This is a genomic window from Halobaculum sp. EA56, from assembly GCF_051195075.1.
In the GTDB taxonomy this organism is placed as follows: Archaea; Halobacteriota; Halobacteria; order Halobacteriales; family Haloferacaceae; genus Halobaculum.
This window is the reverse complement of the sequence record NZ_JBNTJX010000017.1, coordinates 1-17,523: the sequence shown is the minus strand read 5'-3', so window position 1 is coordinate 17,523 and position 17,523 is coordinate 1. Positions and strand designations below refer to the sequence as shown.

Below are 17,523 nucleotides of genomic sequence, written 5' to 3'. Positions count from 1 at the left end.
CCGAGTGCTGATTTACTGCTGGTCTTCGGTGCCATCGGTTTCCCCCTCTTCCAGTACTCTGAATGTGCGCATCATGTCGTGATCTTCGTGTTCGATCATATGACAGTGCCACATATAATCTCCCGTTTGGTCGTTGAATAGCCCCTCATATTCCCCGAAGTGGGCGATTACGTGGACTACTTCACCGGGGTCGACGGTAACCACGTCGTTCCACCCGAACTCGTATGGCTCAGGCGTCTCGAGTGCAGCTGGGTCGATATCGTTCTCGTTCGGATCATAGTCGCCAGCTGACTGCCGTCCTAACACCTGAAAATGCACGAGATGGAGGTGTATCGGATGGGACATCCCGGTGAAATTGGCGAGACTCCAGATCTCGGTATCGCCGAGTGTCGGCTCCTCGGTGACCGGGTCGGTGAGCCTGAGACCTGCTGGCTGCTCTTCGGTACCGAGCAAGTGGAGCGGTCTCCCGTAGTCGTCAGCCTGTACAGCAAGTGTGAGATACCGTTCGGTGTCAGCCGAATCAACAGGAATAGTTGGTACCTCTGTCAGTCTACTCGGGATCTGACTGGTATCCTGTTCACTCGCTGAGTCACTCACGTCGAAGACCATGATCTCAGGGAGTGGTTCCTGGTCATCCTGCTCGGCACCGACTGTTCCACGATACATCGCCGGTGCGTTGTTGTGGAGGAGTAATGTCTCTCCAGCGTACTCTGTGAAGTCGACGATCACGTCGGCACGCTGGCTCGACCCAATCTCGAGCCGATCGTTAACTGTGACCGGTTCTGAAAGGAGGCCGCCATCATTCCCGATCTGGACGAATGGAGGCCCCTCGCCGTCAGTTTCGCCGGACTGTTCGTCATACGAGAGCACTTTGAGGTTGTAAAACCGGCTATTGGCACCGTTGAGGATGCGAAACCGGTACTTTCTGGGCTCGACGGATAGTCGCGGCCAGGCCTTCCCGTTGACAACCGACGTATCGCCGTAGAACCGTGGGACGAGACTCGGCTCAGGAGACGAACCGCCATCACCGTCTTGCTCGTCCGGGACGGTAGTCGGATAGTGCAATGATCCGTCCTCGTTGAAACTTCGATCTTGGAGTACGAGCGGAATTTCGTACTCGCCTTCCGGAAGATCAAGATCCTGTTCGTGGTTGCTTCGGAGGAGATAGAAGCCCGCGAGTCCGGCATATACGTTCAACCGCGTGATTCCGAGCGAGTGGTCGTGATACCAGAGGGTCGCTGGCGGCTGGTCGTTCACGTAGTAGTAGTCTTCTTTCTCGAACGCGGGCCCTGTTTCTTGAAAGTCTCGCGTGAACCAGGCCTGAGGGTCGCCGTCACTTGCGGCTTCGATGTTCCCCCCATGGAGGTGCGTCACGGCCCGTGTACCCGGCGAATCGTATGGGATGAAATCGCTGTGGATGGTCGGATCCTCTGGCAGGAGATGGTCGTCCGGAAGCTTGTTTTGCCACTGGACGTAGATCGGCTCCCCCTGTTGAGCTTCAATCGTCGGGCCAGGAAACTGGCCGTCGTATCCCCAGATGGTCGTCGGTGGGAGGTCGCGATGGACCTTTTGCTCGACTTCTCGCATTTCCACCTCGTAACGTGGATGCCCATCTTTCGTTCCAGTCGGGTCAATAACTCCTGGGCGTGGTACCTCGTCGACCCACTTATCGAGACTGGGGGTCGAATGATCTGTTGCTGTCGCTCGTTCCGTCGTCTCTGTCCTATCCGTAGCCGCTGGTGCAGTAGGTGCACCAGTCGAACACCCTGCGAGAACCGACGTGCCGGTCACCCCAGCTGCTACGAGAAACTCACGCCGTGAGACACCGATCTCTGGAAGGCCGATTCCGTCACTCATTATATTTCGTCAGTAGCTGACCCACGGATGTATGGGGCTGGGGGAATCGATTCGGGAGTAAGCGTACCCACACTCAAATTCAGACAGAGTACACGACGCAGTTGATGATGCCTCCCCCCTCTCGTTTCGAGAGAATATATTCGGAACGACAGTCAGGGAGGCAACGTCCTATCTGTGAATATGGGCGCAATACCGGGAAACCTCGAGACAGATCAACAACCTCCAATGACGCTTCCGCTACGACACTTCGTCGTCGGACTCGGGTTTCTTCTTGGCGGAACCCTCGTTGGAATCGGGATCGTCGTCGATGCTATCCCCGGGCTCGGAACGCTGGCGCACGTCCATCTGCTGCTAGCGGGGTGGATCTGCATTACGATCATGGGCGCGATGACCCAGTTCGTTCCCGTCTGGTCGGGCGCTACCCTCCACTCTCGCAGACTTGCGAGCGCACAGCTAACCCTCGTCGTCGTCGGCTTGGTCGGGTTCGTTACGGGTCTCGTACTCAACTCGCTCGCGTGGCTCATCCCGTTTGGCGGACTCATGCTCGCTGGATTCTGGACGTTCGTCTATAACATCGGGCGGACACTGCGCTCTCTCGACTCGTACGACGTAACAGAGCGCCACTTCTTACTCTCGCTGGGGTTCTTTGCTGTACTCACCGTGCTGGGCTTTCTTCTTGCCCTCGATTTCACGAGGCCGGTGTTCGCACACGTCGCTGTCAACCGCCCGAACGTCGTGGCAATGCACGCGACGATCGCTGTCTTCGGCGCTATCCTGACGACCGTCTACGGCGCCCTCTATCAGTTGGGAACGATGTTCACCCAGACCGAACTCCACGGCGTCGACGAGTATCTACAGCCGATCGAAGAGATCGGTCATCCAGTCGGTGTCGTCCTACTGGCGGTTGGCAGAGTACTGGAGACAGTACTCGTCGCCCAAGTTGGTGCTGTGCTCATACTGGCGGCAGCGCTCGCTTTCAGTACGATTCTTGGGCGGAAACTCTATGAAATGCAAGTAGCCTGGACACCGATGCATACCCGGTATGCGATCGTCGTGCCGGGATTAGCTGCGTGGGCGCTCGTCACGATACCAGCGTGGCTACAGACCCCCACTGCGCCGGAACACCTATTCGGTGCGCCAGGAGCAGTCCACCTCTTCGTTCTCGGCACTATCGGATTCGTCGTCCTCGGGACTCTCTATCACATCATTCCGTTCATCATCTGGGTCCATCGATACAGTGATCTCCTCGGCCTCGAAGATGTCCCGATGATCGACGACCTCTACGACAGCAGGATCGCAGCGACAGATGCGACGTTGCTGGTGAGCGGCACCCTTGTACTCGTCGCGTCGGAGTGGTTCCAGCTTTCGTCGATTTTCCAGATCATCGGTGGCGGGCTCGTTAGCCTCGGAATCGTCGTTTTTAGTGCAAACATGATATTCGTCATCCGCGACCACAGTCCACACTCCTTAGGTCGAATTCTCTTGGGCTCGCTCGACCCCCGCCAGCGATCAAGAGCAACAGGGGAGCACCCTACCAAAGAGTAGTAGAGGGATGTCTTGCCAAATAGTTGTTTTCCCGACTTTGACGGATATTGTCTAAAGGATTCAACGAGCTGGAAAGGACGAGTGTTTCAGTTCTTCACCTGGGACGATCTACATTCGTTGAGGGCTGAATCAATCGTCTGATCGTGATGCCAAGACGATCAATGCACTCGTCTCTTCGATAGCTTGAGGAGCGATTTCTTGATCGCCGTCAAAGTGGGCAATATCGCCTGCCGTCAGTTCGTGTGTCTGGTCTCCGAGTTGTAACTCGACTGTTCCTTCGATGAGATAAAAGATAATCTCGCGGTCGGGGTGTGAGTGGGGAGCGACTCCTTCACCCTCGTCGAGTGTGAGCCTGATCGTCTTCGGTTCCGCATCGGGGAAGACGTTCGCGTGTGGCTGTCCATCTAGTTCGTCGAGTGTCCGGATCGTGGTCATGGGTTTTGTGGGTCGAAGTCGTTTTGCTGGAGTCCTTGGCGGACTGGTTCGTGTTCGACGTCGGTGGGCGGCGGCGCAGTAACGAGGAAGGCTTCCAACCGTGAGTCGGAATTGGCCTTGATGCCCCTGTCAGTATCTGTTTCGACGACAATCACGTCGCCGGATTCGACAGAGTGTTCCTCGTCACCGTCGCGGACGAGTCCGGTTCCGGAACGGATGTGGATCGCGACGTCACTGGATGAGGCGTGAACCGGGATAAACTGCCCCGGTTCGAAGTAGCCACAGACGACCTTCATCCGGTCACTTCGGAAAACCTCGACTGCCGAGAATTGGTCATCGTCGTATGCCCGCTCCGTATCGAAATCGGTAGCCGTCACGTTGATCCCTCCGGTCGACAGATGTCACAACCGATTGACCAGACTGCGATGAGTACGATTACAGCCGGTACGTGGGCGAGTACCAGTAATGGGAGGACTAGCCGACCGAGTCCGAGTGCACTCCCGAGGGCGCGGACGCCAGTCCCAAAGACGGGGAGTGAAAGCAACGCTACGAGGGTGATCGCACCTCGGATCGGGAGGGATTTGTCGTCGATTGTATGATGGATATGCCGGAGATGGTTTCGTATCATGATATCTGCATGATGCGGAAATGGGGGTTATTGCCGCTCTGTTCCCGACTCATATTTTTAGGCTGGCCTAAACTCATCCAGATGGATTTCTGGCGAGAGACTTAAAATAAGTTGTTGCGAATATATTCAGTTCGTCCATAGTCAACTAGTCTAATGATGAGAAATTCCACGAGTTCCTCGAAGGATGAACGTCCAGAACCGACCTTCAGTACAGATGTCCTTCGTCAAGCTGGGGTCAACGCTAGTCAGTAGCGATACCAACGGGGAAGAACGAACCGAACGAGATGTTCGCGACTAAGCATATGGGGGTCGCCCCCGAACTCACACCAGATGTCCAAACACGCCTTCCTGCTGTTGTCGTCTCCCGAAACACCGGGTAAGTTCGCGAATCCGCTTAACTATGCTCGTCAATTGGACGAAGCCGGCCACGATGTCGCAGTCTACTTCGACGGTGCAGCGACATACTGGTTCGATGGAATCGAAGATCATCCGGGCCCCGCAGTTGAGGCCTATGAGCAAGCCAAAGAGCGAGGACTCATTGCAGGTGTCTGTGACCACTGTGCAACGTTCAAAGGCGTTGCCGATGCCGTCGAACGGGAAGGGTTCGAGATCGAGAGCACCGAACATGGACCGGATATCGCCGCCCTCGTCGAGGAGGGATATGAACTCCACACTGTGTAACTATCCCATTTTGGTCACTTGATCAGTGATTGAACACGACAAATAGGCACCCATCACCGAAAAATACTATGTCCCAACTACGAACTCACGAAGTTCCGGCTGAAATTGACCCGAGCGATTGGACACTCCAGGTCACCGGTGCTGTTTCCAACCCGCTTCGTATCGATCAGGAGGAGTTATTGGAGTTTCCCGTCGGGACGGTTGTAGACGACTTCGAGTGCATCGAGGGTGGGTCGCAGAGGATCTTTCGTGGCGGGGGATACGCGTCAGTTCCCTCCTGAACCGTGCCGATCTCAAGCCCACTGCCGACTACGCACTCGTCCACGCGATGGACGCCGAGTACGCCTGTTCATTCCCTATAGATCGCGTAGCTGATGCGCTTCTCGCCGTCGAAATCGACGATCAGCCTCTTCCGGTGAAACACGGTGGGCCCGCCCGACTCGTGCCAACCACCACTAACTCGGATTGTTGGGAGAGCATCAAATGGGTAACGGCAATAGAGGTTCATAACTCGAAGCCAGTTGCCGGCGACACCGCCGAGAAAATTGCAACTAGCAGACTGGAATGAGCGCCCCCTGCGGGGACAGAACCTACCAATTAGCGATTATTCCGTATATTGGGGCCACTCCCAGAGACGTATCAGAGTAATGTGCTTGGCCAGCCAAGAGCAGTAGTAGACAATTTAGACGACACGGGTAACTGAAATACTGGTGACCGATCCCACTAGGAGGCAGTGGCTATTGGACTTGTACATCAGCTGTGGGACGCTTAGTACAGGCAGTTACGTTTGACACCGTTGAGTGGAGACAGAACTCGGTAAACAGGGAATTTCGTACCTCTGCTTAGGCCATGCACCGCTTCGAGTCGTCGTCCAAAGCCGGACAGAGCCCAAGACAGGCCGAATCGACGAGATCGCGGAGACGGAATACACCATCTTTCGGTAACACGAATCCGATATCGAATGCTGTCTCATCGGTAACCCTCATATCTAACACCGATTCGAAAAAGGTCGAAACAACACAAAATCGCCAGCCTGCCTCTGTAGCGAGTGCATCCCCCTGGTCCGTGAGCATCACTCCTTGGTACTTTTCGTATTCTACCAATCCACGTTCGTCGAGTTTCGCTACCATCTCTGTGACGCTAGCTGGGGTAACATCCAAATACTCCTGCAACTCACCAGTCGCGATTCGATTCGAGTTGGACTCTGAGAGGGCAGAAATCGCAAAGAGATATCGTGCTGCGCTTCGTTCGATATCGGACAGTGAATGTGGAGACGACGACGAGATCCCCGTCCTCGGTTCTGATGCCATACTCCTCGGTTGATCATCTACCGTCGAATACATATTCCCGAATTCCTTCGCCCCGTCGTAGACGACTTATCAGTCGAATATCTCCGGCCCAGCATTTAGTTTAGGCACGCCTAAATACAAAGTCACCCAGAGAGATGGAGGAAAATGAAAACGGAGAGGTTTCACGATTTGGAAGAAGTCCCTTCACAAAAGGACTGCAGCCACGAGTTGTTCTTGGACTATTGTTTGGCGGCTCGCTCGCGGGTATCTGGGTCACCCACATAGCTGATACCCTTGAAAATCGGATTGTCACGTGGCTACTCGTTGTCTCAGTCGGTGTCCTCGTCGGGGGTCTCTACTGGCGGGTCGCACTCTTTGATCGAAGTACATTCAACAATCTTGAGTACTGTCGATACGTTCAAAATCGGTGGGAACGAATCGAAGCTGTCGCTGTCTGGGGAGCCATCCTCTCCGGAACTGCTTATGTCACTTTCAGTATGAGCAACGATCCATTTGGGATCGTAGACCTGGCACTCGCTATCGCACTCATTTGTGCATTAGCTATTTGGGGCGGTATCAGGTGGTACACTGATGGATCAACCCGCCGGCGGACAGTACTCAGAGCTAGTCTACTGCTCGTCGCCTTCGGTTCGCTCGGTAGCTTTGCGTGGCTCGAAACAGGTACGTCTCCCTTTAACTGGATAGTACGATTAGGTCACGTCGGGGCGTTCTCACTCTGGATCGGTGGGGCTGTCTGGCACAATTTCGTCGTCCTTCCCACGATTCGAACTCGTCCTGGTACCGCATCCCCAGTAAAATCACAGGCGCAGAAGTTCCGTCGCCATCTTCCAATTATTATCGTCCTCCTCGCGGTGAGCGGAGCTTATCAGACTGATCGTCTTATCGGGCTTTCGGCTCCCGCACTTCTCCAATCTCTTCTCGGCCATCTCATTATTCTCAAGTTGCTCATACTGGTCGTTCTAACCGGCTTAGTGATCGCCAGCTACAAACGAGCAAACTGATCGAGGACCTCACCGGGTTTGGTGAGCGAGAATATCAGGTCTCCCGCGATATCGGTGGAATAGAAATGCAGCAGGCAGATCAGTTTAGTCGTCATCCTTGTACACGGTAATTGCATCAACAGGGCAGACCCGAGCGGCCATTTCTGCATCGAGCTCTTCTCCAGGAGGCACGGCTCGGACGTAAACATCTTCCCGGTCTTCATCGCTCTCGAGGAGTCTCGCTTTGCCAGCGTCCCGATCTTCGATGAATTTGTCCCACTCCTCGACACAGTTGAACATCCCCACACAGGTGTCGCGGTCGAATTCGATATACATCTGATTACCTCAAATCACCCTGTTCTGCAGGTAATCCAAGTGTTTCGCGTTATAGACGAGTTTTACGTGGTCGGTCGCAGGGGACCCGATACACGTGAGTCGGACGGTCTTTTCTTCAATCTCCTCGTCACTGAGAATCTGCTGCATATCCATCTCGATCTCCCCCTCGACAATGATCGCGGCGCAGTTCGCACAGGCCCCGGCCCGACAGGAAAACGGCCAGTCGTATCCCTCGGCTTCTGCTGCTTCGAGAATGTATTCTCCCTCGTTACACTCGAACGTACCGTAATCCTCCTCCGAGAGGTCTAACTCCGCGGCTTGATCGAAGTTCCTCTCGTCGTGGATGTCCCATCCCTTGTCATCCACCACGTCGTAATTGAGGTATTCGATGGTAGGCATCACCTGGTTGGTACGGCCCCATTTCGTATGACTCTCAATGGGAATACCTTCGGCCGAACAGTCGTTTATTCGGAAATCTAATGTGAACGGTATGGAACGGACCGTCTCGTACCTGTCACAGACTGATGCACCGGAAAACCGGCCGTGTGAGACCATCGATGCCAGTGAGTTACCCCCGCCTCAGCCACTACGCAACACATTAGAACAGCTCTCGGAGATAGACGACACAGTCGTCCTAATTCAGCTAAACGACCGACGGCCACAGCATCTATATCCGAAATTAGACGACAGGGGATACGAGTATGATACGCTCGAATCCGGAGATGAGGTAGTCACAGTAATCTGGAAAGACTGAGAATCACCTATTCTCACCCGACCGTCGGCCTATAATGGAATTCGTAATTTCCCCGCTCCGATTCTCGTGCTATCGGGTTATTCGCAATTTTGGGGCAGCTCTATGCCGCACTCTGGGCACTCCTCATCTGTAATCGTCACTTCGAGATCGCACTCTGGACAGTAATCTCGATAACACGCAGGATCGCCCATAGTGCCTGTTGTTCGCCTACCGGGATAGATGTTGCTCAGAAAACCCATATTCGGATGGTGTGTCTACCTGACCGGGGCGAACGTCATCGGGCGAACGTATAGTTCTCCGCGTACGAATGGTTGGGTATGAGCTCGGAACGGTTTGGCGAGGTAGACCGAAAGCTGGATGTGCGAGAAATCGACGGCGAACCGTTTGATAATATCATGACCACGCTTGAGGAGCTTTCCAGCGACGAATCACTCCTGTTGATCAACAGTTTCGAACCGGAACCACTCTATGACGTTCTGGAGGACCGCGGCTACGAATACGAGACCACTAATCCATCGCCCGAAGAGTGGCACGTCGAAATTAGGAGAGAACGACTCTGACCACCGCAAAGATGGACTAAAGATAGTGAGTCGCCGTCGACTTGTTACGTTGCCTCGTTGCCCATTCGAAGCACGATATGTCCCGTGCCAAACTGTGTTAATTCCGGGATCGCGTCAGTGTGTACGTCGAATGCTGTGTACGCGAACGCTTGCCAGAGGACCCGTTCGGGATAGGGACGCTGTGATAGATCGACACCTAATTTCGTTGCCAAGGCTGCATCGTCGAGTTCGCCAGCCGTGGTCGGGATAGGTAATGGGTTAGGGATCTCGTCAAGATTGAGATCAAACGACGGGAACAGCCGATACATCGCGCCACGAGCCGGATGGTGAAGTTCGCGCCGTCCAGGATAGCGGACAACGAGTTCCGGCGTGACTGGTGTGGGATCTCCATCTCCTGACGCCGGCTGAATGTATTGCTCATTGAGGCGTATTCGACGTCGTTCACCGATTGAAACGCTGTATTGGGTTCCGTTTACCGTCAATTTGATATCTGTATCGGACTGTTCATCGACAGTAAGCTCCGGAGCCGTATACGATGCTACGTGACTGGTCGTTGCATCACCAGCAATCGTCCCGTCGACAACGAGTATCGATCCGCTCGCACCTTCGGTAACGAGCGATGGCCCATCGGTTGGAAGCGAGTCATACCCGACAAGTTCGTGCGTAGTGGCACAGGCTAGTTGCCAAGCATTCGGTTCACCAGCTGATGGCGCCAACGCTGACCGCCAATAGAATACTCGCGGGTTGTCATCAAGTCCGTATGGAACCGCGTCCGGAAAGAAACGGTCGCTGTGTCCGCTCGATTCGAGTTCGGGATGTTCGAGTTTTAGTTCGACATAGGGGATCCGCTGGACGATAGGTGGAGATATCCCATCAGACGATATGTGTCGCCACTCGACTGTCGTTAGAGCGTTATCTGCCGACTCTCCCATATTCATCGTCTTACTATACGCCCTTGCCACGGGAAAGTACTTCCCGAGATATTCGCATTCCAGAGACGACACATCCTTTTCATTGCAGTAATCATCTCAGTCTCGACGATATACCGTGACGCGGGTGACGTATCCACCACAAGAGCACCGACCTTCATCAGAGAGAGTAACCGATCGGTCTATGGATCGAACTGCCTTGTAGAGATACGACATCGGATGACCGTGCTGTTCGTGGGTCACAAGATCAACGAAGTGGTCTGGTTGTGTTTGTTCGACCGCGTCCACGGCTTCGGCGACAGTGAGCTGCTGATTGGTGGCGTGCTCATCCGCTTCAAGGTTGGCAACCCACGGATGATCATGTGTTCGCCTCGTAACCGGCTCGCGGTCCGCGTACGTATTAGCCATCCATCAATCGTCCCCAGTTGTAACAGAGGGGCCCTCGATTTTCTGTCCTGAAGTCTCGTCATTCACCTTCAGCAGTGAAGCAACCGCATCAAGTTCCATACGGCGTTGCTGCTTGATCACAGTTCCATTCAGAAATGACCCAAACCCAGTCGCTGGCGGTTCGAATGACGTCTCTATGGTGAGGCAGCTACCAGTTGCAGACGAATCGACGTGGTAGCGGGTCGTCATTTCTTTGAAGGGACCTGAAACCTGTTCGTACGCGAGCGTGGCCGATTCCGTCTCGCGTAGCTTAACGTCCAGCTCAAACCGGGTTACGGCTACCTGTTTCGATAGCTCAAGCCGGTCGTGGGTCCGATCGACATCGAAGCCTGCAGCATCGAAAAAGGCAGTGACATCTTCAAACACTGAGCGCAAGCGATGTTCGGGAGCGTCGTATTCCCGATCGACAGATATCGTTTCCATACCAGGAGAGTTTCCGGCGAGCCACCGAGTCACCTCGGCCGAATATCTCCGCCACGAAACTTAGTTTCGGGTAACCTAATCATCCATTGAAGGGATCCCACTCGCCATGCCGGAATCTCAAACTCAGACTGTTGCAGAACAGACGGATGCGCTCTTCGACAGATATACGCTCCCGAAAATTGCGCTGGCGGTTATTTTAGTAGCCTCACTGGTCGGCACATGGGTTACCACGACTCTAAACGGAACCGCTGCCCTAACACTCGCTGTAGCTAAGTGGGCGTACTTCGTCGCACTGGGAATCCTCACGGGTGGGTATGTCTGGAAGCATCTCTTCGTACGTCCGGGAGATCTCGGAACCGAAGCTGCCGACTACTGTGCCGAAATGTACGATCGATTCGACCGTATCGCCGCCGGTGCCATTGCTGTGCTTGCGATCAGTGGGATAGTTGTCTTTTGGAGGTATCTCGGAGCGGTCGGACAGACGATAGGCGTCTTCGGATACGCCGCGTTGGTAGCAGTATGGATGGTGTTCGCTGTCATAACGACACATCGGAACGCCACTATCGAGCACCAGTTTCGGAGCAGGGTCGGGCTGGCTGCACTGGCACTCGCATTGGCGGTCGTCATCGCGACGGCTATCATCGAAGTAGGAATGCGTGGTCTCGATCCGGTCGCCGTCGGCGTCCGGATACTCCATCTCTTGGCGTTCGCGGTATGGATCGGCGGTGCGGTGTGGAACATCTTCGTCGCAGTTCCTACGGGGCAAAAGCGCCCGACCGTTCGAGTCGTTCAAGCAGCGGGCGAGCAACTCGAGCGATTTCGGTGGGCGGTTCGGTTCATCATCCCAACGCTGTTCCTTACTGGCCTCTACCAAGCCGTAGACGGCCTCGGAACGAGCGTTTCATTGTATCTTGGAAGCACTGTCGGACTGGCTGTCCTCGCAAAGGTCGGATTCATCGGCCTGCTCGTGGTCATCTTCAAGCTCTGCCCGATGTGGCGGGCTTGTTCCCCGATCGAAGGCGTCTGCGAACTTGATGATCTCAGCGAAGGCAGTACCAGAAGGAGCGAATCGGAAAACAGCGAACCGATCGAAGAATCAGCAGAGGTAGCAAACGATGACTGAAGCCACGATACCTGACACAGCCCCTGATGTTGAATCGGACATGACCGTCGATAACCGAGGGCGTGGCTGTGCGAGTGGAATCGCCCGCGTACAGCGGGCGCTCGAAGACCTATCAGACGGCGCTGTACTGGTCGTAAAGAGTACCGACAAACGAGCCAAACAGGAGTACCCACAACTGGCAGAACAGACACCGCACGAACTGCTCGCAATCGAGAGTGAGCGCGGCCGTCTCCTCCGCAAGGAGTACACGACCTACCTGGAGATTCATCATGAGTAACCACGAAACCACAACAGCCGACAGTCCAACACAACCGACAGACGAAACGCCGTGGCAATACCTCGCGAACGCAGAACCGATCCGGATTCGTGATCCTCTCGCAGAGGTACTGGGGATGGTTCCCGAACATGAACCACTCGTTGTGACCTTTGCAGACGTAGCGAAGGTAGCCGGCCACGCCTGCCCAGCTGTGGCCGGTGCTTACCGAAGTACGCAACTCGCACTCGAGCGACTCTATCCCGACGGATATCCGGTACGATCAGACATCGAGGTCATTGTCGGTGGAGAGCCAAGCGACTCGGGACTCGGCCCTATGGCGAACGTGATTAGACACATCACTGGCGCAGCTGACGAAACTGGATTCGCCGGCTTTGGGGGATTCGGCGGTCGTAACGACCTTCTCTCGTTCGGTGACGTTGACGCTTCTGGACGTGCATTCCGATTCGAACGAACCGACAACGATACAGCAGTCATCGTCTCGTTCGACCCCTCTGGGGCTGGCGTCGATTCCGATGCCGGTGGCGGCCCCTCAATGCAGACGCTCTCAAAAATCGTTGCCGGTGCCGCTGATGACGACGAAGCTCGTGGGTTCCGGAAACAGTGGTATAGCCGTGTACAGCGGATTCTTGATGCGCCTGCCGATGGTGGCCCGTTCACCGTCGAGAAAACCGGGTGAGCTTCCGTAACTGTATTCTGATCGTCGAGTTATTTCTTCGGAAGCGTTACGATGAACTCGTTCGCCCCTACGCGATCGACAGTATAGCCCTCGGCATCAAACGATTCAACTTCAGCAGCCATCTGATGATACAAGGGTGTCGGCTCATGGTCGTTGACGAGCGTCAGCGCGTCACCACTCTCCACCTCCTCAAACGCCTTGAATATCTTCGGATGTCGTTGTGGTGGCGGAATTTCACGCAAGTCGAGTTGTTGTTCGGTCATTCCAGTGGTAACGTCATACCCTTCCAGCGAAACGGTTATCGCGAAGATATTCAGGAACCGGTGAAAGTCACCGAGAGGGGGAAATCACGTCGTATAGCCACCGAAAAGCGTCCAGAATATACTCTGTATCGTTTTTCCGAGGAAATACCCAACAAGACCTCCCAAGAGGCCGCCTTCGATTCCGTGGAGTACGAGTCCAGCAACGGCACATAGAGCCCCAAGTCCAAGCCCAAAATAAGTAGTTGCAGATGACAGCGTTGGCATGGATAGTCTAAAGTCACGCACGAAGGTGGATATTCGTCCGAATTGATTCGCTTCCCTGTCCTCAAGACACCCTGCAGTTAGAGAACTGTCCATCACTTCAATCAATAACAAAATATCTTCGCGACAACCAACGTACTACCGAAGGAGCATACTATGGTAGTGAATGACTGGCAATCTAACACAGATTATCATAGAGCCCGTGACAAACATACCGGAAACGGCGTCAGTATGTCACTTTGACGAGATCGAAGACTCGTTACAAGAGACAATCGTTTCCGCGCAAAATCCCGACCAGTCAACTATAACTGTTGATTTCCCCCAAGCAACAGAGATTACCGAATGCGGGTGTGATATCATTAAATTCACCGAATATTATTCCATTAGCCGTTTGTAAAAAATCGGCCGCTATTCATATATTCACATCCCTGTGAGATTGAATAGTTGGCCGGATAGATGAATGGAGAATATACGGGTAGATATTCCGCCGTCTCGTACCTTATACGCTCCGGACAGCGGCAAGAACTTCGTCGTAGTCTGGCTCGTTCGTCGGATCATCAGCAATCCAGTTGTACCGAACCTTCGCATCTTCATCAATGACGAACACAGCTCGATTCGCGATTCCGTACAGCCCGAGTTCTTCGATGTCGATTTCGAGATCGTACTCTCGGATTGCTTCGCCCGCCATGTCGCTGACGAGGTCAAATTCGATACCGTGTTCCTCGCGGAATGCACCTTGGGAGAACGGCGAGTCAGCACTCACCCCAAGAATGGTTGCGCCAGCAGCCTGAAATTCGTCGAGTCGCTCTTGGAGGGCGACCATCTCATTTGTACAGGGCGGCGTGAAGGCGCCCGGGAAGAACGCAAGCACAGTCGGTCCGTTGCCTATCGTATTCTCGAGGTCGAACGGTTCATGATCACGCGTACCACGTGTCGCGGAGAACGTCGGGGCAGTATCGCCTTGTTCGAGCATCGATGTAGTGTTGCACTTGAATAGTCATAAAAACCGGTCCGAATAAATTCCACTTATGCGTTATCAGAGAGGTAGATCTGCACGCTACTGAAGAGAGGATTCTCCTCATCTTTCTAATAGCTGTTTCTCTAAGAGTGATCGAAAAAGAATCTACCGAGATGACGAAGAGATACGGTTGTCCTCAGATCCGGTCGGCACGCACGACACCAGTATATTCCCGAGGAAATCGAAATCAATGGGATGCGTTTGCGCCTGAAGATCCACACTGACGATGAGAACCCGATCGAAAGTTGTGCCCCGGGTTACGCCGGTACAGATGCTATGCGCTCGATGTATTGCTGTTCCCACTCACGTCGGGCCTCGATTTCACGACGGCCCCGACGAGTTAGCGTGTAGACGTTCGTTCGTTGATCTTTCTCACCTTTCTCGACTAGACCCTTCTCGACGAGTGTGTCGAGGTTCGGGTAGAGTCGCCCGTGATGGATTTCTTTCTCGTAGTACTCCTCGAGTTCCTCCTTGATGGCGAGACCGTGGGGCTCTTGGAGGCCGGCGATCACGTACAGGAGGTCGCGCTGGAACCCGGTCAGGTCGTACATTGTCTCGCTCTCTGATACGAAGCGCTATCGCATACGTCTGTTGCCCCTCAGATGGCAGTAACACCCCACAGACACCGAATCAGATACCTGTATGTTTATACAGAGGACGGGAGAACAATCGCTGCGTATGGCAGACCTGATCGTCAAATCGGCCGTGAAAGAAGCGCTCAACGACCACAACGTCTCGGCGGATTTCTACGAGGCGCTGGATGACGAAGTAACTGAAGTGCTCGAAGATGCAGCCCGACGTGCCGAGGCAAACGATCGGAAAACTGTCCAGCCCCGCGATCTCTAGGTCGCTCGGAACGAACCCTCCCGCCGCTCGAATTCACTCACTGTTTTAAGATGCTCGTGGCTGGAAGGTACAGCTATGAGTGTCACAACCGAGTCAATTCTGGTCGAGAACGTGGTTGCATCGTCCGATATCGGCCAGGAACTCGATCTTGAAACGCTCTCCGAAGACCTCGGAGCGACCGACTACGATCCCGATAGCTTCCCTGGTCTCGTGTATCGGATGCACGATCCAAAAGCCGCAGCACTCATTTTCCGCTCCGGGAAAGTCGTCTGTACGGGTGCGAAAAGCGTTTACGACGTAACGACGGCCCTTGAGCACGTCTTCGACGAACTCCGCGAGTTGGGCGTTGATGTCGCTGCTTCTCCAGCGATTGAAATCCAGAATATCGTCTCAAGTGGCGATCTCGACCACACACTCAATTTGAATGCCATCGCGATCGGCTTGGGGCTCGAACACATCGAATACGAACCCGAACAGTTCCCCGGGCTCGTCTACCGGCTCGACGATCCGGACGTCGTCGCGCTTCTCTTTGGCAGTGGGAAGCTCGTCATCACCGGCGGCAAGCAGATTGATGACGCCGAACAAGCCCTCACGAAGATCGAAGACCAACTCACCGATCTCGGATTATTGGACTGATTGGGAGCTCGAACCAGGTCGTCGGATTCGCTGCCACTGGGGGTTACATTTTTCTCTCTCCTACCCACTTTTTAAGTCGGATCGATGGCCGATGCTGAACGCGAGGTAGATGACGTTCGCTCCGGGGATGTTCTTTCAGTGCAGGAGCTGAACGAGCGGATTGCATCGGCCATCGAGAACACGCCTGCTCTCGACGGTGTCCGCTGTATTGGCGAGGTCACGGATCTCCATCAGAACAGTACGGCTCTCTATTTCACCCTCACTGACGGCGACGCCGAGCTTCCCTGCATGATCTGGGCGAACCGCTACCGGAATATGGACGTCGACCTCGAGGATGGCACGGAGGTCATCCTCGAAGGCGATATCGATTACTGGGTCGAGGGCGGGAAAATCGACCTCAAACCATGGGAGGTGATCGTTGTCGGCGACGGCGATCAGGCCGCAGCCGTCGAACGCTTGCGGAGTGAACTCGATGAGCGCGGCTGGTTCGACGACGAGCAGAAACAGCGCCCGCCGGCGTTTCCGGAGCGAGTCGGTGTCGTGACCTCTCTTCGTGGGGATGCCCGCTACGATATCCAGAGTGCGATCCACGAGCAGGACCCTACTGTCGACATTCTGGTGAAGGATGCGACCGTCCAGGGATCGGAAGCGCCGACATCCATCGCGAACGGCATTCATCATCTTGATCGCTCGGAGGACGTCGACGCGATCATCGTCGGTCGCGGCGGCGGGAGTGACTCGAATCTCCAGGCGTTCAACACGGAACGGGTCGCGGAGGCCATCTTCACCGCGAACACGCCGATCGTCACCGCAATTGGGCACACTGATGACCGGCTGATCGCGGATCGGGTGGCGGATATGGCCGCGATCACGCCAACGGCCGCCGGCGAGTACATCGTCAAGTCCCGCGAGGAGTTCCTTGCGAGTGAGGTCGAACCGCTGGAGCAGCAACTCGAGGCTGCGTACCAAACTTTCCAGCAAGAGCACGAACACGAACAGGAACTCGCCGAAGCAGTCGACGAGGCGGCCGCACCCGAGGGGCTCCCGCCGATCTACTACAAGGTTGCCATTGCTGTGCTGCTGTTGCTGTTGTTGGTCATTACCGGACTGTGGCTGGGGGTGATCTGAGCGTGGCAAACGACCGAGAGATTCACGACCGGCTGAGCCGTGTCGAGGAAATCATTGAGCAGCTCGATGCGGACGAGTGTGGCCTCGATGAAGGTACAAGACTCCACGAGGAAGGTCGGGAACTCTTGGCTGAAGTGCGAGAAATCCTCGACAACGGGCGTGGAGACGTCGTGGAATTCGAGTAGAGTACCATACCAACCTTAACCAACATCCAACCGAAGCTAACCTCCATTGTTGGTTAATAATATCCTTGCAAATGAACGAGGTCTCCGATTATAATTTACGTTAGATTTTTGCGCCAGTTAGTAGCCAGAAAGCATATACCGACCTTCCAGCTATCGCACCACCATGGACCGGGGCTCAACCGGTGCATACCCACCCCGCACATATGATCACACGGGCAGTCACCA

Annotated in this window: 25 protein-coding genes and 1 pseudogene; 13 read left to right on the top strand and 13 right to left on the bottom strand. The window is 54.7% G+C overall.

The window, feature by feature from the left end; genetic code table 11:
• Positions 1-12: 12 nt before the first annotated feature.
• Complete coding sequence (locus tag ACQUQ1_RS18745; protein WP_435065751.1) at positions 13-1,857, bottom strand: multicopper oxidase family protein; 1,845 nt, start codon at positions 1,855-1,857, stop codon at positions 13-15.
• A gap of 180 nt (positions 1,858-2,037) precedes the next feature.
• Here ACQUQ1_RS18745 and ACQUQ1_RS18740 point away from each other — a divergent pair, with 180 nt between their 5' ends.
• On the top strand, positions 2,038-3,402 hold the full coding sequence (locus tag ACQUQ1_RS18740; protein WP_435065750.1) for a hypothetical protein: 1,365 nt from the start codon (positions 2,038-2,040) through the stop codon (positions 3,400-3,402).
• Between the two features lie 129 nt (positions 3,403-3,531).
• On the opposite strand, the gene ACQUQ1_RS18735 is transcribed toward ACQUQ1_RS18740, so the two are convergent.
• Entirely contained in the window at positions 3,532-3,837 is a 306-nt protein-coding gene (locus tag ACQUQ1_RS18735) for a cupin domain-containing protein (RefSeq protein WP_435065749.1), read from the bottom strand.
• Positions 3,834-4,214 carry a cupin domain-containing protein gene (locus ACQUQ1_RS18730; protein ID WP_435065748.1) on the bottom strand — a complete coding sequence of 127 codons (381 nt, stop codon included), beginning with the start codon at positions 4,212-4,214 and terminating at the stop codon, positions 3,834-3,836. Before ACQUQ1_RS18730 ends, ACQUQ1_RS18735 begins: the two co-directional genes overlap by 4 nt.
• A 581-nt stretch (positions 4,215-4,795) precedes the next feature.
• Here ACQUQ1_RS18730 and ACQUQ1_RS18725 point away from each other — a divergent pair.
• Entirely contained in the window at positions 4,796-5,146 is a 351-nt protein-coding gene (locus tag ACQUQ1_RS18725) for a DsrE family protein (RefSeq protein ID WP_435065747.1), read from the top strand.
• Between the two features lie 68 nt (positions 5,147-5,214).
• Positions 5,215-5,714, top strand: a pseudogene (locus ACQUQ1_RS18720) (molybdopterin-dependent oxidoreductase).
• Positions 5,715-5,988: 274 nt separating this feature from the next.
• On the opposite strand, the gene ACQUQ1_RS18715 reads toward ACQUQ1_RS18720, so the two are convergent.
• Positions 5,989-6,456: a metal-dependent transcriptional regulator gene (locus tag ACQUQ1_RS18715; RefSeq protein ID WP_435065746.1), complete on the bottom strand. Its 468-nt coding sequence runs from the start codon at positions 6,454-6,456 to the stop codon at positions 5,989-5,991.
• Positions 6,457-6,590: 134 nt separating this feature from the next.
• On the opposite strand from ACQUQ1_RS18715, the gene ACQUQ1_RS18710 reads away from it, so the two are divergent.
• Positions 6,591-7,457, top strand: coding sequence for a hypothetical protein (locus ACQUQ1_RS18710; RefSeq protein WP_435065745.1), 867 nt, complete (start codon positions 6,591-6,593; stop codon positions 7,455-7,457).
• 84 nt (positions 7,458-7,541) lie between these two features.
• On the opposite strand, the gene ACQUQ1_RS18705 is transcribed toward ACQUQ1_RS18710, so the two are convergent.
• Both ACQUQ1_RS18705 and fer read right to left on the bottom strand, forming a co-directional pair.
• Positions 7,542-7,772, bottom strand: a complete 231-nt coding sequence (locus ACQUQ1_RS18705; RefSeq protein WP_435065744.1) for a ferredoxin — start codon at positions 7,770-7,772, stop codon at positions 7,542-7,544.
• Positions 7,773-7,781: 9 nt separating this feature from the next.
• Positions 7,782-8,171: a ferredoxin Fer gene (gene fer / locus ACQUQ1_RS18700; protein ID WP_435065743.1), complete on the bottom strand. Its 390-nt coding sequence runs from the start codon at positions 8,169-8,171 to the stop codon at positions 7,782-7,784.
• Positions 8,172-8,262: 91 nt separating this feature from the next.
• Between fer and ACQUQ1_RS18695 the strand changes: the two genes are divergently transcribed.
• Both ACQUQ1_RS18695 and ACQUQ1_RS18690 read left to right on the top strand, forming a co-directional pair.
• Entirely contained in the window at positions 8,263-8,526 is a 264-nt protein-coding gene (locus ACQUQ1_RS18695; protein ID WP_435065742.1) for a DUF2249 domain-containing protein, read from the top strand.
• Between the two features lie 317 nt (positions 8,527-8,843).
• The gene (locus ACQUQ1_RS18690) at positions 8,844-9,086 is read left to right on the top strand and encodes a DUF2249 domain-containing protein (protein WP_435065741.1); all 243 of its coding nucleotides are present in this window, start codon (positions 8,844-8,846) and stop codon (positions 9,084-9,086) included.
• A 44-nt stretch (positions 9,087-9,130) separates the two neighbouring features.
• Here ACQUQ1_RS18690 and ACQUQ1_RS18685 read toward each other — a convergent pair whose 3' ends face one another.
• The 3 genes from ACQUQ1_RS18685 to ACQUQ1_RS18675 form a co-directional block, all read right to left on the bottom strand.
• Positions 9,131-10,024, bottom strand: coding sequence for a hypothetical protein (locus ACQUQ1_RS18685; protein ID WP_435065740.1), 894 nt, complete (start codon positions 10,022-10,024; stop codon positions 9,131-9,133).
• A gap of 90 nt (positions 10,025-10,114) precedes the next feature.
• Entirely contained in the window at positions 10,115-10,423 is a 309-nt protein-coding gene (locus tag ACQUQ1_RS18680; RefSeq protein WP_435065739.1) for a CGCGG family putative rSAM-modified RiPP protein, read from the bottom strand.
• Positions 10,424-10,426: 3 nt separating this feature from the next.
• Positions 10,427-10,828 carry a hypothetical protein gene (locus tag ACQUQ1_RS18675; RefSeq protein ID WP_435065738.1) on the bottom strand — a complete coding sequence of 134 codons (402 nt, stop codon included), beginning with the start codon at positions 10,826-10,828 and terminating at the stop codon, positions 10,427-10,429.
• 163 nt (positions 10,829-10,991) lie between these two features.
• Here ACQUQ1_RS18675 and ACQUQ1_RS18670 point away from each other — a divergent pair, with 163 nt between their 5' ends.
• The 3 genes from ACQUQ1_RS18670 to ACQUQ1_RS18660 are packed head-to-tail and all read left to right on the top strand — an operon-like array spanning position 10,992 to position 12,961.
• Positions 10,992-12,008, top strand: a complete 1,017-nt coding sequence (locus ACQUQ1_RS18670; protein ID WP_435065737.1) for a hypothetical protein — start codon at positions 10,992-10,994, stop codon at positions 12,006-12,008.
• Positions 12,001-12,285, top strand: a complete 285-nt coding sequence (locus ACQUQ1_RS18665) for a sulfurtransferase TusA family protein (protein ID WP_435065736.1) — start codon at positions 12,001-12,003, stop codon at positions 12,283-12,285. Before ACQUQ1_RS18670 ends, ACQUQ1_RS18665 begins: the two co-directional genes overlap by 8 nt.
• Positions 12,278-12,961, top strand: a complete 684-nt coding sequence (locus ACQUQ1_RS18660) for a hypothetical protein (RefSeq protein ID WP_435065735.1) — start codon at positions 12,278-12,280, stop codon at positions 12,959-12,961. The genes ACQUQ1_RS18665 and ACQUQ1_RS18660 overlap by 8 nt, the downstream gene beginning before the upstream one ends.
• A 29-nt stretch (positions 12,962-12,990) precedes the next feature.
• Here the strand turns inward: ACQUQ1_RS18660 and ACQUQ1_RS18655 are convergent, their stop codons facing one another.
• From ACQUQ1_RS18655 to ACQUQ1_RS18640, 4 genes are all read right to left on the bottom strand, one after another.
• On the bottom strand, positions 12,991-13,224 hold the full coding sequence (locus tag ACQUQ1_RS18655) for a DUF2249 domain-containing protein (protein ID WP_435065734.1): 234 nt from the start codon (positions 13,222-13,224) through the stop codon (positions 12,991-12,993).
• An 84-nt stretch (positions 13,225-13,308) separates the two neighbouring features.
• Positions 13,309-13,488, bottom strand: a complete 180-nt coding sequence (locus ACQUQ1_RS18650; RefSeq protein WP_435065733.1) for a hypothetical protein — start codon at positions 13,486-13,488, stop codon at positions 13,309-13,311.
• Between the two features lie 496 nt (positions 13,489-13,984).
• Positions 13,985-14,458, bottom strand: coding sequence for a redoxin domain-containing protein (locus ACQUQ1_RS18645; protein WP_435065732.1), 474 nt, complete (start codon positions 14,456-14,458; stop codon positions 13,985-13,987).
• A gap of 302 nt (positions 14,459-14,760) precedes the next feature.
• Entirely contained in the window at positions 14,761-15,054 is a 294-nt protein-coding gene (locus ACQUQ1_RS18640) for a PadR family transcriptional regulator (RefSeq protein WP_435065731.1), read from the bottom strand.
• 127 nt (positions 15,055-15,181) lie between these two features.
• Between ACQUQ1_RS18640 and ACQUQ1_RS18635 the strand changes: the two genes are divergently transcribed.
• The 4 genes from ACQUQ1_RS18635 (at position 15,182) to xseB (ending at position 17,298) form a co-directional block, all read left to right on the top strand.
• Positions 15,182-15,349: a DUF1931 domain-containing protein gene (locus ACQUQ1_RS18635; RefSeq protein ID WP_311173248.1), complete on the top strand. Its 168-nt coding sequence runs from the start codon at positions 15,182-15,184 to the stop codon at positions 15,347-15,349.
• A gap of 75 nt (positions 15,350-15,424) precedes the next feature.
• Complete coding sequence (locus tag ACQUQ1_RS18630; protein WP_435065730.1) at positions 15,425-15,985, top strand: TATA-box-binding protein; 561 nt, start codon at positions 15,425-15,427, stop codon at positions 15,983-15,985.
• Positions 15,986-16,069: 84 nt separating this feature from the next.
• Complete coding sequence (gene xseA, locus ACQUQ1_RS18625; RefSeq protein WP_435065729.1) at positions 16,070-17,113, top strand: exodeoxyribonuclease VII large subunit; 1,044 nt, start codon at positions 16,070-16,072, stop codon at positions 17,111-17,113.
• 2 nt (positions 17,114-17,115) lie between these two features.
• Complete coding sequence (gene xseB, locus ACQUQ1_RS18620; protein WP_435065728.1) at positions 17,116-17,298, top strand: exodeoxyribonuclease VII small subunit; 183 nt, start codon at positions 17,116-17,118, stop codon at positions 17,296-17,298.
• The last annotated feature ends 225 nt before the right edge of the window (positions 17,299-17,523 follow it).

Excerpts from the sequence above, each read along its gene's own strand:
- ACQUQ1_RS18745 (WP_435065751.1), bottom strand. The coding sequence starts at position 1,857 with ATGAGTGACGGAATCGGCCTTCCAGAGATCGGTGTCTCACGGCGTGAG.
- ACQUQ1_RS18740 (WP_435065750.1), top strand. The coding sequence starts at position 2,038 with ATGGGCGCAATACCGGGAAACCTCGAGACAGATCAACAACCTCCAATG.
- ACQUQ1_RS18735 (WP_435065749.1), bottom strand. The coding sequence starts at position 3,837 with ATGACCACGATCCGGACACTCGACGAACTAGATGGACAGCCACACGCG.
- ACQUQ1_RS18725 (WP_435065747.1), top strand. The coding sequence starts at position 4,796 with ATGTCCAAACACGCCTTCCTGCTGTTGTCGTCTCCCGAAACACCGGGT.
- ACQUQ1_RS18715 (WP_435065746.1), bottom strand. The coding sequence starts at position 6,456 with ATGGCATCAGAACCGAGGACGGGGATCTCGTCGTCGTCTCCACATTCA.
- ACQUQ1_RS18710 (WP_435065745.1), top strand. The coding sequence starts at position 6,591 with ATGGAGGAAAATGAAAACGGAGAGGTTTCACGATTTGGAAGAAGTCCC.
- ACQUQ1_RS18705 (WP_435065744.1), bottom strand. The coding sequence starts at position 7,772 with ATGTATATCGAATTCGACCGCGACACCTGTGTGGGGATGTTCAACTGT.
- fer (WP_435065743.1), bottom strand. The coding sequence starts at position 8,171 with ATGCCTACCATCGAATACCTCAATTACGACGTGGTGGATGACAAGGGA.
- ACQUQ1_RS18695 (WP_435065742.1), top strand. The coding sequence starts at position 8,263 with ATGGAACGGACCGTCTCGTACCTGTCACAGACTGATGCACCGGAAAAC.
- ACQUQ1_RS18690 (WP_435065741.1), top strand. The coding sequence starts at position 8,844 with ATGAGCTCGGAACGGTTTGGCGAGGTAGACCGAAAGCTGGATGTGCGA.
- ACQUQ1_RS18685 (WP_435065740.1), bottom strand. The coding sequence starts at position 10,024 with ATGAATATGGGAGAGTCGGCAGATAACGCTCTAACGACAGTCGAGTGG.
- ACQUQ1_RS18680 (WP_435065739.1), bottom strand. The coding sequence starts at position 10,423 with ATGGCTAATACGTACGCGGACCGCGAGCCGGTTACGAGGCGAACACAT.
- ACQUQ1_RS18670 (WP_435065737.1), top strand. The coding sequence starts at position 10,992 with ATGCCGGAATCTCAAACTCAGACTGTTGCAGAACAGACGGATGCGCTC.
- ACQUQ1_RS18665 (WP_435065736.1), top strand. The coding sequence starts at position 12,001 with ATGACTGAAGCCACGATACCTGACACAGCCCCTGATGTTGAATCGGAC.
- ACQUQ1_RS18660 (WP_435065735.1), top strand. The coding sequence starts at position 12,278 with ATGAGTAACCACGAAACCACAACAGCCGACAGTCCAACACAACCGACA.
- ACQUQ1_RS18655 (WP_435065734.1), bottom strand. The coding sequence starts at position 13,224 with ATGACCGAACAACAACTCGACTTGCGTGAAATTCCGCCACCACAACGA.
- ACQUQ1_RS18650 (WP_435065733.1), bottom strand. The coding sequence starts at position 13,488 with ATGCCAACGCTGTCATCTGCAACTACTTATTTTGGGCTTGGACTTGGG.
- ACQUQ1_RS18645 (WP_435065732.1), bottom strand. The coding sequence starts at position 14,458 with ATGCTCGAACAAGGCGATACTGCCCCGACGTTCTCCGCGACACGTGGT.
- ACQUQ1_RS18640 (WP_435065731.1), bottom strand. The coding sequence starts at position 15,054 with ATGTACGACCTGACCGGGTTCCAGCGCGACCTCCTGTACGTGATCGCC.
- ACQUQ1_RS18635 (WP_311173248.1), top strand. The coding sequence starts at position 15,182 with ATGGCAGACCTGATCGTCAAATCGGCCGTGAAAGAAGCGCTCAACGAC.
- ACQUQ1_RS18630 (WP_435065730.1), top strand. The coding sequence starts at position 15,425 with ATGAGTGTCACAACCGAGTCAATTCTGGTCGAGAACGTGGTTGCATCG.
- xseA (WP_435065729.1), top strand. The coding sequence starts at position 16,070 with ATGGCCGATGCTGAACGCGAGGTAGATGACGTTCGCTCCGGGGATGTT.